This is a genomic window from Aequorivita sp. Q41, assembly GCF_039831855.1.
Lineage (GTDB): Bacteria > Bacteroidota > Bacteroidia > Flavobacteriales > Flavobacteriaceae > Aequorivita.
Genome location: NZ_JBDPMS010000001.1, coordinates 1124100 through 1137685, shown reverse-complemented (window position 1 = coordinate 1137685; position 13586 = coordinate 1124100). Strand labels below are relative to the sequence as shown.

Genomic DNA, 13586 nt, shown 5'->3' with positions numbered 1-13586 from the left:
TAAACTCACTGTAATTATGGGCATTTTCGACAAAATTAAAGAAAAGCTAAGTCACGAATTTATTGACATTATTGAATGGTTGGACTATACTCCAGATACTATCTGTCATCGTTTTGAACGTTACCAAAACGAAATAAAGAACAATGCTAAGCTTATTGTTCGCGAAGGGCAAACCGCTGTTTTTATCAATGAAGGGCAATTGGCAGATGTTTTTAAACCTGGAACGTACACTTTAAACACTCAAAACCTTCCAATTTTAACGACCTTAAAAGGATGGAAATACGGTTTTAATAGTCCGTTTAAAGCGGAAATTTATTTTGTGAATACACATCTTTTTACAGACGAGAAGTGGGGAACAAAAAACCCGATTACACTGAGTGATGATCGTTTTGGTTTGGTGGAAATTCGTGCTTTTGGAAGCTATGCCTACAAAATAAATGATGCTGGAAAATTTATTGTAGACATTGTGGGGACAGATAATAATTTCACCAATTTTGAAATTAATGAACACCTAAAAAGCCTTATCGCCACACGATTTACAGATACTGTTGGCGAGGCAAAACTTCCTATAGAATTGTACGCTGCCAATACAACGGAACTTTCTGAAACCTGTAAAGAAGTAATGCAGCCGGAGTTTAATAGTGTTGGGATTTCATTAGAAAAATTCTACATCGAAAATGTTTCAATGCCCGAAGATCTTAAAAAAGAAATCTTCGAGTACAGCCGAATTGACAAATTAGATTTAGATAAGCTTACCAAGTTTAAAACTGCAAAAGCTATTGAAGCTGCTGCAGCAAACGAAGGCGGAACCGCTGGAGCTGGAATGGGCATGGGTATGGGCTTTGTGCTTGCCCAACAAATGGGCGGTATGATGAACCCGCAAATGGGGCAGCAGCAAGCACAACAGCAACAACAAGGTGGAATGATGCCCCCACCGATGCCTGCCGCAGTGCAGTATTTTTATGCTGCAAATGGCGCACAAGTTGGCCCTGTAGGGTTCGAGCAATTACAGGCATTATTTGCAAATAGGACTGTAAACAAAGATACGTTGGTCTGGAAAGCTGGGTTGGCAGAGTGGACAGCACTTCAACAAATTGAGGAATTAAAATCATTTTTAGGAGGAAACACCCCCCCACCACTTCCACCGCAATAACTGATTTATAATTTCTGAAATAACCATTCCTTCGGAAGAAAAACTTCATGGAAGAAATTTCGCCCAAAAAATCTGAACTTAAAAAATCCTGTGTCAATTGTGGTGCAGCGCTTACCTATGCTCCTGGAACGACTGATTTAAAATGTGATTATTGCGGGCATACAGAAACAATTGCTGCTTCTAAAGCTGGTTTTCAAGAACTGGAATTGAAGCCCTATTTAGACAAAATGGGCTCGCAAAGCCATAGTGAAGAAATTACAATGCTTCATTGTAAAAACTGTGGCGCAAACCAACATATAGAAGAAAATTATAAATCACTTTCCTGTATTTACTGTGGTTCACCATTAATAATTGAAGACGCCTACAAAGAAGAATGGATTTTACCAGGAGCTGTTTTGCCTTTTCAAATTGATCAGAAAAAAGCATTTCAAATTTTTAAAAAATGGGTTGATGGACTTTGGTTTGCACCAAACAATCTTAAAAAAGCAGCAATCGATCCCGAAAAAACCAGAGGATTATACTCACCCTATTGGACTTTTGATGCCCAGCTTTATGCAGATTATACGGGACAGCGTGGCGAATATTATTATGTTACAAAAACCGTTGGAAGTGGTAAAAACAAACGCACCGTTCAAGAAAGAAGAACGCGTTGGTATCCTGCATCTGGAACTATTTCAGGCTTTGTAGATGATACGTTAATTAAAGCTTCCAATCAAAAAACAGGTGTGATTCCTCAAAAAATAGCACGTTGGAATTTACAATTACTAAAACCCTTTAACAGCGGATATTTATCTGGTTTTGTTACCGAAAAATATACCATTCCGCTTTTAGAAAGCCACAATGAAAGCAATAAAATTGCAGAGCAGATTGCGCGCAGTTTGGCCTGTCGCGATATTGGGGGGGATACACAAAGCATAAGCACTATTAACATGAAGCTTACCGATGAAACTTTTAAACACATCTTGCTTCCGGTGTATATAAGTACCTATAAATATAAAGGGAAACGCTATAACTTTTTTGTAAATGGACAAAGCGGGGAAATCTCAGGACAAAGACCGTATTCTTTTTGGAAGATATTTTTCTTCGTTTTAACTATAATAATGCTAATTGGAGTAATTTATTTATTTTCTTCAAAATGAAAACAGTTGTAATTGGCGATATACACGGAGGCTACAAGGCATTAAAGCAGTTATTGGAATCTAATAATCTGCCCGAAAACACCAACTATATCTTTTTGGGAGATTATGTAGATGGTTGGAGCGAATCTGCGGAAGTGATTACGTATTTAATAGCTTTTTCAAAAAACAACAACTGTGTTTTCTTAAGAGGAAATCACGATGAGTTACTGTATAATTTTTTAAAATTTGGAGATAAAAACCCAGTTTGGATAAAACATGGCGGTGAAACGAGCATTAAAAGCTATGCAAAGCTTTCCGAAGCAGAAAAACAGCTACACCTTCAGTTTTTTGAAAACCTTGTTAATTATCATATAGATTCTGCAAACCGTCTTTTTGTACATGCAGGATTTACAAACCAACTCGGGCCAGAACACGAATATTACGCAAATATGGTCTATTGGGATAGAACGCTTTGGGAGATGGTTTGTGCATTGGATCCTTCAATTTCTATGGATGACGATACATACCCTAAACGATTAAAGCTATTTAACGAAATTTTTATTGGTCATACCCCCGTAACTCGCTTAGGAAAAGACAAACCTCTTAATATTGCAAATGTATGGAATGTAGATACAGGCGCGGCTTTTAAAGGAAAATTAGCAATGCTGGATGTAGATACTAAAGAAACTTGGCAGAGTGAGCCAGTTTATAAACTGTATTCAAATGAAAAAGGAAGGAATTAATACTTCTTTATTACAAATTCAATTTTTCACTCACTATCTTTGTAATTCCTCTAAATAAATACAATGGCGCTTAAAAATATCAGACTAGAAGTAATGCAAACTGTTGAGAAAGAAATCGATAGTTATATTGACCAATACCTTATTCCTGTAGATGAAATTTGGCAACCCACAGATCTGTTGCCTAATTTTCAAAAGGAGAATTATATGGATGAAGTTTTCCAACTTCGGGAAGAAGCAAAGGAACTTGGCTATGATTTCTGGATCGTTTTGGTGGGTGATATGGTTACAGAAGAGGCTTTACCAACTTATGAAAGCTGGTTAATGGATATGGAAGGTGTAGATCAGCACGGCCGGAATGGTTGGAGCAAATGGATTCGTCATTGGACGGGAGAGGAAAACCGTCATGGCGATGCATTAAATAAATATCTGTATTTATCTGGAAGGGTAAATATGAAAGAAGTTGAAAAAACCACACAACACCTAATAAATGATGGTTTTGAAGTAGGTACGGGTCGCGATCCGTACAGAAACTTTATTTATACAAGTTTTCAGGAGCTGGCAACGAATGTATCACACAATCGCGTTGGAAAAATAGCGAAGAAAAAAGGCAATAAAATGCTTTCAAAGATGTGTAATATTATTGCTGGTGATGAAATGCGTCACCATTTAGCCTACCGCCAATTTGTAAAAACTATTTTTGAGTATGACGCTAGCGAAATGATGCTCGCCTTTCAAGATATGATGCAGAAAAAAATTATTATGCCTGCGCAAAACCTACGTCAAAGTGGCGGAAAAATGGCTTCTGCTTTTGATGATTTTAGCAATGCTGCACAACGTTTGGGAGTTTACACGACCTATGATTATATAGATATTCTTGAAAAATTGAACTCTCATTGGGAAATTTCAAAAATAAGTGGCTTAACAGATGAAGCTGAAAAAGCACGTGATTACCTTTTAAAATTACCTTCTAGAATGCTGCGTATTGCAGATAGAATAAAAATACCAGAAGACGCCAACCGTTTTAAATGGATTGAACCTAATGGGATTGTATAATTTAAAAAAGCCGTTTCAAATTGAAACGGCTTTTTTAAATTCTCTATTTATACATTTTACAAATCGAACTTAATCCCTTGTGCCAATGGTAATTCGTCAGAGTAATTAACAGTATTTGTCTGTCTTCTCATATAAACTTTCCATGCATCAGATCCAGATTCACGACCGCCACCGGTTTCTTTCTCACCACCAAAGGCGCCACCGATCTCTGCGCCTGAAGTACCAATGTTTACGTTTGCAATACCACAATCTGACCCTGCAAATGACAAGAATTTTTCAGCTTCTTTCATTTCGTTGGTCATAATTGCACTAGATAAACCTTGTGCAACACCGTTTTGCATATCGATGGCATTTTCTACGTCTCCAGTATATTTCATAAGGTATAAAATAGGAGCAAAAGTTTCGTGCTGTACGATTTCAAAACTGTTCTCAGCTTCAATAATAGCTGGTTTTACGTAGCATCCGCTTTCATAACCTTCCCCTTCAAGAACGCCACCTTCAACAAGAACTTTTCCGCCTTCAGCTTTTGCTTTTTCAATTGCTTTTAAATAGGTATCAACAGATTCTTTGTCAATTAATGGTCCAACGTGATTTTTTTCATCTAATGGATTTCCAATAACGATTTGTTTGTAAGCACCTACAATAGCATCTCTTACTTTATCATACACACTTTCATGTATAATTAATCTTCTGGTAGAGGTACAACGTTGTCCACAAGTACCTACAGCACCAAATACGGCGCCAGGAACAACTACTTTTAGGTCTGCTGTTGGGGTGATGATAATGGCGTTGTTTCCACCTAATTCTAGTAATGATTTTCCGAAACGCTCTGCAACCGTTGCGCCAACTATACGTCCCATTCTTGTAGAACCTGTAGCAGAAATTAACGGAATACGCGTATCTTTAGTCATCATTTCACCTACGGTATAATCTCCGTTGATGATAGAAGAAATTCCTTCTGGAAGCTTATTTTCTTTTAAAACACCGGCAATAATATTTTGACAAGCTACTGCACATAATGGTGCTTTTTCACTTCCTTTCCACACACACACATCGCCACAAACCCAGGCAAGTGCTGTGTTCCAAGCCCAAACTGCTACAGGGAAGTTAAATGCCGAAATAATTCCAACAATCCCTAGCGAATGCCATTGCTCACGCATTACGTGACCTGGGCGCTCCGACGGAATAGTTTGTCCGTTTAATTGTCTAGAAAGACCAACGGCGAAATCACAGATATCAATCATTTCTTGTACTTCACCATAACCTTCTTGTAAAGACTTCCCCATTTCATAAGAAACAAGTTTTCCTAAAGGCTCTTTTAATTCACGTAGTTTATTACCAAATTGACGTACAATCTCCCCACGTTGAGGTGCTGGCATTGCTCTAAAAGTTAAAAAAGCTTTTTGAGCAGTTTCGATCACCTTTTCGTATTCTTCTTTAGAAGTTGTAGTTACTTTACCAATTAAAGCACCATCTACTGGAGAGTACGAAGCAATTTCTGCACCTCCAGGAAACCACACGTTTCCGGTGGAAGTCCCTTTGTTTACATCTTTAATTCCTAATTGTGCCAATGCTTCTTCAATTCCGAAGCTAGTGGTTGTTGCTTGCATATATTTTGTAATTTTTTATTCTAAAATTGAGTGAAACGCAAAGGTACACATTGCGTTTTAGAATGTAAAATGAAAAGATATCTGTTTGAAAAATATGTTTTTAGTCCTCTGTGAATCGTGAGTCGGTTTCCATAACGGTACCGCATTTAGAACAGCTGCGAAGTTCCTTACTGCCATAAAAATGCTTGAAATGTTTTAAGAAATCGGTTTCAATATCATTTAGGGGGAAGTAAACTTCGTATAATTTGTTGTTGCAATTGTCGCAAAACCACAAAAGGCCATCCTTTCCTTCTAAATCATTGCGTTTTCTTTCAATTACTAAACCAATAGAACCTTCGCTTCTACCTGGAGAATGTGGTACTTTTGCAGGGTGTAGGTACATATCTCCTGGCCCGAGTTCCATTACTTTTTTCTCACCATCTTCTTGAATAGCAACTTGAATATTTCCTTCTAATTGATAGAAAAGTTCTTCGGTTTCGTTGTAATGGTAATCTTTTCGGGCATTTGGACCGGCTACAATCATAACAATATAATCGCCTGAATCTACATATAAGTTCTTATTGCCAACCGGCGGTTTAAGCAAATCGCGGTTTTTTTCAATCCATTTAATTAAGTTGAAAGGTTTTTTAATAGCCATTGCCATATTTTTATACTGTTACGTAAAAATAAGTCAAAATGGTCTAATAGAAAAGAAAGTGAGGCTACTTTCTATAAAAGAGCTCGGTATAGTAGCTTCGGCCCTCATCACATTTCATTACTCCAAAACCTGTGTGTGTGTAATTGCCTTCAATAATGGCTCTGTGTCCAGGACTTTTTAACCAAGCATTCATAACTTTTTCAGCAGTATCATAACCATAAGCAACATTTTCACCTACAACCTGTGCGCCAACATGATATTTTATTCCTTCAGAGCGATATCCGAAATTATCATGACTTATCTGTTCCTTTTCAATCATATATTGTGTATGATTTACAGCGAAAGCAGAGGAGTATTGAGTATCCATTTTAAGTGTAGAAAGCCCCAAAGATTTACGGTGAATATTTACGAGCTCTAAAATTTGGACGGACATATCAGTATCATTTTTCTGAGCTAAAGCCAAATCAATATCATAGTTAGCTGCTTCAACTTCAACCGAGTCCTCTTTTGAACAAGAGCTAATTAGCAAGCATACTAATGCCATTGCAAGTAGGTTGTTTTTTAGTAGGTACATAATTTGGAGACTATCAAATTTGGGATATGATATTTCTCAAATATATAAAAAATTTAATAAAAAAGGTTTTTAAACGTGTAAACATTACACTTTATCGGATATATGAATATTAATTGTGTATAAAAAGTTAAAATGAAATATCCCTTAAGTGCTATAAACAGTATAATTTTCACGTATATTAGGATCCAAATTTTTAGAAGTGTAAGGGTTAAAATTTTAATCACTTTTTTTTGTGATTTCATTGGTTTTTATTTGCAAAAACATTGAAAACCTACTGTAGAATGCTTAATTGGAATAAGAAAGCTTCTGAATTATTATTTATGAAAGCACCAGAGAGCAACTAAAGAAAAAAATAATCCTCTAAAGAGCTGTTATAGAAAGTAATCTAGTAATATAAAGGATACAAGATGCTAGTGCATAATTGTGATATTGGTTCTAAGATGGCAGGAATGTATCTGGAAAAAATGAATTTTGAAAAAGTGTTAATTATTAAAATTTATAAAAACGAATAAATGGAACAATCTTATTACGCGGTAATTTTCACTTCTGTTCAAACCGAAAACACTGAAGGTTATGCAGAAATGGCTGAAAAAATGGAAAATCTTGCCAAACAACAACCAGGTTTTATGGCTATAGAACACGCCCGAAATGAAATTGGGATTACCGTGAGTTACTGGCAAACCCTTGAGAGTATTAAAAAATGGAAGGCTAATCTAGACCATATGGTTGCACAGAAAAAAGGTCGTGACCAATGGTATTCCTATTATAAAGTTCGGATATGTAAAGTTGAAAGGGAATATGCGTTTACACATTAAATAGTGTATGTTTTTGATTAGTTGTTAATTCCATCCTAAATATTGAATTTTTAAATACGAATTTTTTTAAAAGTATCGTTTAAAATTAAATCACCCACTTAAAATTTATTTAAATCTTTTTTCAAACAAAACGAATTGGTTTTGCTTTGTAGGCCAATCTATTTCCTTAATTTTAGATACTTTTTAACCATTGCTTATGAAAAATGTTCTTCAGTTTGCTTCCTTTCTTTTACTTCTCTTTGTTTTTTCTTGCAATGACAAGAGTGATCATTTCCAAACAGACAATCTTTTTAAATTTAAGGAGTATATTTCATATAATACCTACGGAAACCAATCTATAACTACAGATATTCGTGTTTCCTTACTTAAACCATTAGAACAATTTGAGCTAACACAAGAGCTTTCGGCAGAAGATTATTTAAAAATATCGCCAAAAACCGAAGGTAAATTGATAGTTGAAAACGGGACTACTTTAATTTTTCAGCCTTCAGAATATTTAAAGCCAGATACAGAATATACCGTAACAGTTAAGCTTAATGAATTATACCAAGATATTGCTAAAGAATTTAAAACCTACACTTTCAGTTTTCTTACTTTAAAACCAAATTTTAAAGTCACTTTAGGAAAACTACAATCGTATAATAAACAGTGGCAATATGTAGAAGCAACTGTTGAAACTTCAGACCTTATAGCTTCAGAAAAGGCAAAACAATTGGTTTCGGCTTCACAAAACGGAAAGAATTTAAAGTTAAAATGGCCAACAGAAGATGCCGATGCGCGTTATTTTAATTTCACTATAGATAGTATTAGCCGAAAAATTGAAGATTCCGAAGTACTCATAAAATGGGACGGCAAGCCTATAAATGCAGAAAATAAAGGCGAAAACACTTTTAAAATCCCTGGTCAAAACAATTTTACAATTGTAGATATTAGCAGTACTCTGGCACCAGCAGCTATGTTGAGTATCAATTTTTCTGACCCATTACATGAAAATCAAGATTTTGCCGGACTTGTAACTATAGAGAAGACAAACAATTTGCGTTATGAGGTTCAAGGCAATGTTTTAAATGTATACCCACCAAACCGCATAGTGGGCAATGTAAAAGTTACTGTGTTTACCGGAATTAAAAACGATACCGGTTTTAAGCTGAAAAACGAATTTTCTGAACTCGTTTCTTTTGAACAATTAAAACCTGCAGTGCGTATGGTTTCAAAAGGAGTGATTCTTCCAAATTCTGCTTCATCACCAGTTTATTTTGAAGCCGTAAACCTTTCAAAAGTAGATGTGCGTATTGTAAAAATTTATGAAAGCAATGTGCTTCAGTTTCTACAGGGGTATAACTTAAACGACAACAACACTTATAATATTAAACACGTAGGTAGAAGAATAGCTAAAAAGACCATTGAGTTAAACAAAGACAATATTAGTAATACCGGAAGCTGGAAAGCCTACGGAATAAACCTTTCTGAATATTTTAATGCAGATCCGGGAGCTATTTACCAGTTAGAATTAAGTTTTAAAAAAGACTATATTATCTATGATTGTGCAGAAACAGCTACACAAGAGAATGAAGTCGATGAAGACGAATATTACGACGAGTATTACGAAGAAGACCCTTATTACACTACCAATCCAGAGGAAGATGAAGAGGAGCGTGAAGCCCGTTATTGGGATAACGAACTTTACAGCTGGAGAAACTACTCCTATAATTGGGAGCAACAAGACAACCCTTGTCATAGTGCATATTACAACCAAGACCGTATAGTTACAACAAATATTCTAGGTTCAGATTTGGGGCTGATTGTAAAAAAAGGGAACAATCAATCCTATCATTTTGCGGCAACAAACCTAATTACGGCAAAACCAGAGGGGAGTGTAAAAGTTAAACTCTTTAATTACCAACAGCAACTTATAGAAACGGTAACTACAGATAGTGAAGGACTAACAATTTACGACGGAACTAAAAATGCAGCTTTTGCAGTAGCTCAAAAAGGAAATAATTACGCTTACGTTAAATTGGAAGACGGCAATGCGCTTTCTATGAGTAATTTTGATATCTCAGGAAAAGAGCTACAAAAAGGATTAAAAGGCTATACCTATACAGAACGCGGTGTGTATAGACCAGGCGATAGCATTCACCTTACTTTTGTGCTAAATGACAATGCTAATAAACTTCCAAAAAATCATCCTGTAACGCTTACTGTAACCGATGCCCGTGGAAAATTGGTACAACGTACGGTCTCAAGCTCTGCTACAAATGTTTCTACTGAAAAAGGATTTTATTATTTCCCAATTGCTACAGATCCTTCAGCACCAACGGGTAACTGGAATGCTACTATAAGTGTTGGTGGGGCTCAATTTAACCATACTTTAAAGGTAGCGACCATAAAGCCAAACCGTTTAAAAATAAAATTAGATTTTGAAGACGACATCCTCGATGCTACAAAACCCGTAAAAGGAACGGCCAGCGCAATGTGGTTACACGGCTCGCCAGCACGAAATTTAAAAATTGATATGACGGCTACTTTACGGGCTAGTAATACCGCTTTTCCTAAATATTCTAAATACAATTTTATTGACCCTATAAGGAGTTTTTCTGAAATAGAAATACCGGTTTTAGACGCTAAACTTTCTTCTGAAGGCAGTACTGCTTTCAGTCAAAGTTTAGAAATTGGTAAGAATGCTCCGGGGATGTTGAAAGCTACTTTTTTAACGAAGGTTTACGAAGGTGGTGGTGATTTTTCAATGGATATTTTTTCAAAAGATCTAGCGCCATTCTCACATTTTGTAGGTTTAAAATCTCCAGAAGCCGGGCGTTATGGCTCATATTTTACAGATGAAAACACTGTTTTTGATGTGGTTTCTCTAGACGCCCAAGGTGCAACGGCTCCTAATAGAGAACTAGAGGTAAAGGTTTTTAAAATTGAATGGCGTTGGTGGTGGAATAGAGGTTCAGACAATCTTTCTACTTACGAAAATTCAACGGTACACCGACCAGTTAAAGAATTAAAAATAAAAACCGATGCTAGTGGTAAGGGTAAATTCACCCTAAATATTCCCGAGGAAGAAGGTGGAAGGTATTTAATTCGTGTTTTAGACAAACAATCGGGTCACGCCACAGGGCGCATTACGTATTTTTATAGAAACTGGTGGCAGCGCCCTAATGATGGCGATTCTGAAAGCGCACGTATGTTAGTGTTTTCAGCAGATAAAGAAAAATACAATGTAGGCGATGAGGCTGTAATACGTTTTCCTTCGGGAAGTGATGGTCGTGCTTTAATTAGTGTTGAAAACGGTACCGAAGTTCTAGAAACTCATTGGGTAGAAACCCAAAAAGGCGAAACACAAGCCAAAATTAAAATCACTAAGGAAATGACGCCGAATGTATATGTGAATATTTCACTGCTTCAGCCGCATAGCCAGACTAAAAACGACCTTCCTATAAGATTGTACGGTGTAATTCCACTTTTGGTAGAAGACCCAAGCACGGTGCTTCATCCAGAAATTAGTATGCCTAATGTTTTAAAACCAGAAGAAAACTTCAGCGTAAAAGTTTCCGAAAAAAATGGAAAACCAATGACCTATACCTTGGCAGTAGTTGATGAAGGGTTGCTAGATTTAACTCGTTTTGCAACACCAAACATTCACCAAGCTTTTTACAGCCGTGAAGCGCTAGGTGTTAAATCTTTTGATATGTTTGATTATGTTATTGGTGCCTATTCTGGCAGTGTAGATAATATATACGCTATTGGTGGTGGCGATGCTGCCGCAGGAGCAAAAAACAGAAAAGCAGACCGTTTTAAGCCTGTTGTAAAATACTTAGGCCCTTTTGAGCTTGCTAGCGGAAAAACTGCAACTCACAATATAATGATGCCAAACTATATTGGCTCCGTTCGCACTATGGTAATTGCGGGCGACAAAACAATGAGCGCTTATGGTAGTGTAGACAATACAACACCAGTTCGCACTCCATTAATGGTGTTGGCTTCGCTACCGCGAAAATTATCTCCTGGCGAAAAAGTTACACTTCCTGTCACCGTTTTTGCAATGGAAAACAAAGTGAAAAACGCTAGTATAACAGTAAAAACAGGAGAAGCGTTAAAACCTATAAACGGCACTTCAAAAACTGTTTCTTTCAATGGGCCTGGAGAGCAAATTGTTAATTTTGAGTTTGAAGTACTGCCTACAAAAGAGTTTCAAACTATAGAAGTAATTGCTTCGGGTAATGGTGAAAAAGCAACTTATAAAGTTGAAGTTGATGTAGAAAACCCGAATCCAATTTCGCAAAAAGCAACTCAATACACGCTTTTAGAAAACGGAACGCAAACTATCAATTTTGAAACCTACGGTGTACCGGGAAGCAATGCAGCAATGCTTGAGTTTTCTACCTTACCACCAATGAATTTTGGTAAGAGAATGGAGTATCTAATTCAATATCCTTACGGATGTGTTGAGCAAACAACTTCTTCTGCTTTTCCACAGCTTTATTTAGCAGCTATTTTTGATATTACTTTAGATAAAAAACAAGCAATAGAGAAAAACGTAAAAGCGGCAATTGCAAAACTAGGAAGATACCAAACCACAAATGGCGGACTTGCTTATTGGCCTGGTGAGCGTGAAGCAGACGAGTGGAGCACCAATTATGTGGGGCATTTTATGCTAGAGGCAAAGCAAAAAGGCTATGCACTACCAATAAGTTTTATGAATAATTGGTTGCAATATCAGCAAAACACAGCGCGTCAATGGCGAAATAATTACACAAAGTACAACAGTAGTTTAACACAAGCCTATAGGCTTTATACTTTGGCACTGGCCGGAAAACCGGAGCTTGCCGCAATGAACAGACTTCGCGAAAGCAAAGAGTTAAGCAACGATGCTAAATGGCGTCTTGCCGCAGCTTATGCTTTAGCAGGAAAGAAAAATGTAGCGCAGCAAATTGCACAAACGGCAAATATTAATTTTACACCAGAAAAGTACGATTATTACACTTATGGTTCTCCATTTAGAAATAAGGCTATGGCGCTAGAAACTATGGTGTTATTGGAAGATACTAAACAACGTGAGTTGGCAGTTTCGGTGGCTAAAGATTTGTCTTCTAGTAATTGGTATAGCACTCAAGAAACTGCCTATGCATTGATGGCAATGGCTAAAATGCTTGACAAAAACGGTGGAAAAGCAATGGAGCTTAGTTTTACGAATGGTGGTAAAACAATTGAATTAAAATCTGATAAAGCCGTTGCACAACGAGACCTTTCTTTTGTGATGGGCAACAATGCTATTACCGTTACTAATAAAAAAGGAAACATCGTTTACTTAACACTTTCGCAAGCTGGCAAATTGCCTTTAGGAAATGAGCTTGCAGAAAAGAGAAACCTCTCAATACAATCTCAATATTTAGACGGTGCCGGAAATACAATTGATGTTTCCAAACTGCGACAAGGAACAGAAATCATTGCAAAAGTAAGTGTTAGCAATACGTCTCTAAACAGTATAAATAATATTGCTTTGGCTAAGATCTTCCCTAGTGGTTGGGAAATTGTCAATACCAGTTTTTCTGAATTAGGAGGCGGAGCTAGCGGAACTGCTCGTTATACCGATATACGTGACGATAGAGTAAATTTCTTTTTCGACTTAAATAGAAATGAAACCAAAACTTTTACAGTTAAACTGAATGCTTCCTACCTAGGCACCTATTATCTGCCAGGAACGCAAGTGGAAGCGATGTACGACAACAACTATTACGCACGAAACAAAGGAATGTGGGTTAGGGTTGAATTATAGGCCTCCGTCTCTCCGATGGAGGGAAGCAGAATCTTTTTAACTTAATTTATTTTAGCTTGAAATTTTTAAGAAAATCCCGAATCAAACACCTTCCCTTTGGG

At 36.7% G+C, this 13586-nt stretch carries 9 protein-coding genes; 6 read left to right on the top strand and 3 right to left on the bottom strand.

Features of this window, described 5'->3' with window-relative positions:
• Positions 1-16: 16 nt before the first annotated feature.
• From ABJ955_RS05280 to ABJ955_RS05265, 4 genes are all read left to right on the top strand, one after another.
• Positions 17-1153 carry an SPFH domain-containing protein gene (locus ABJ955_RS05280; RefSeq protein WP_347373555.1) on the top strand — a complete coding sequence of 379 codons (1137 nt, stop codon included), beginning with the start codon at positions 17-19 and terminating at the stop codon, positions 1151-1153.
• Positions 1154-1200: 47 nt separating this feature from the next.
• The gene (locus ABJ955_RS05275) at positions 1201-2292 is read left to right on the top strand and encodes a DNA helicase PriA (RefSeq protein ID WP_347373554.1); all 1092 of its coding nucleotides are present in this window, start codon (positions 1201-1203) and stop codon (positions 2290-2292) included.
• Positions 2289-3014: a metallophosphoesterase family protein gene (locus tag ABJ955_RS05270; protein ID WP_347373553.1), complete on the top strand. Its 726-nt coding sequence runs from the start codon at positions 2289-2291 to the stop codon at positions 3012-3014. The genes ABJ955_RS05275 and ABJ955_RS05270 overlap by 4 nt, the downstream gene beginning before the upstream one ends.
• Before the next feature lie 63 nt (positions 3015-3077).
• Positions 3078-4067: an acyl-ACP desaturase gene (locus ABJ955_RS05265; protein WP_347373552.1), complete on the top strand. Its 990-nt coding sequence runs from the start codon at positions 3078-3080 to the stop codon at positions 4065-4067.
• A gap of 56 nt (positions 4068-4123) precedes the next feature.
• Here ABJ955_RS05265 and ABJ955_RS05260 read toward each other — a convergent pair whose 3' ends face one another.
• The 3 genes from ABJ955_RS05260 to ABJ955_RS05250 form a co-directional block, all read right to left on the bottom strand.
• A complete protein-coding gene (locus ABJ955_RS05260; protein ID WP_347373551.1) occupies positions 4124-5677 on the bottom strand; it encodes an aldehyde dehydrogenase family protein in 1554 nt (517 codons plus the stop codon).
• A 100-nt stretch (positions 5678-5777) separates the two neighbouring features.
• Entirely contained in the window at positions 5778-6314 is a 537-nt protein-coding gene (locus ABJ955_RS05255) for a 3-hydroxyanthranilate 3,4-dioxygenase (RefSeq protein WP_347373550.1), read from the bottom strand.
• Between the two features lie 64 nt (positions 6315-6378).
• A complete protein-coding gene (locus ABJ955_RS05250) occupies positions 6379-6888 on the bottom strand; it encodes a CAP domain-containing protein (RefSeq protein ID WP_347373549.1) in 510 nt (169 codons plus the stop codon).
• Positions 6889-7400: 512 nt separating this feature from the next.
• Here ABJ955_RS05250 and ABJ955_RS05245 point away from each other — a divergent pair.
• Positions 7401-7703, top strand: a complete 303-nt coding sequence (locus tag ABJ955_RS05245) for an antibiotic biosynthesis monooxygenase (protein ID WP_347373548.1) — start codon at positions 7401-7403, stop codon at positions 7701-7703.
• 196 nt (positions 7704-7899) lie between these two features.
• A complete protein-coding gene (locus tag ABJ955_RS05240; RefSeq protein WP_347373547.1) occupies positions 7900-13485 on the top strand; it encodes an MG2 domain-containing protein in 5586 nt (1861 codons plus the stop codon).
• Positions 13486-13586: the final 101 nt, after the last annotated feature.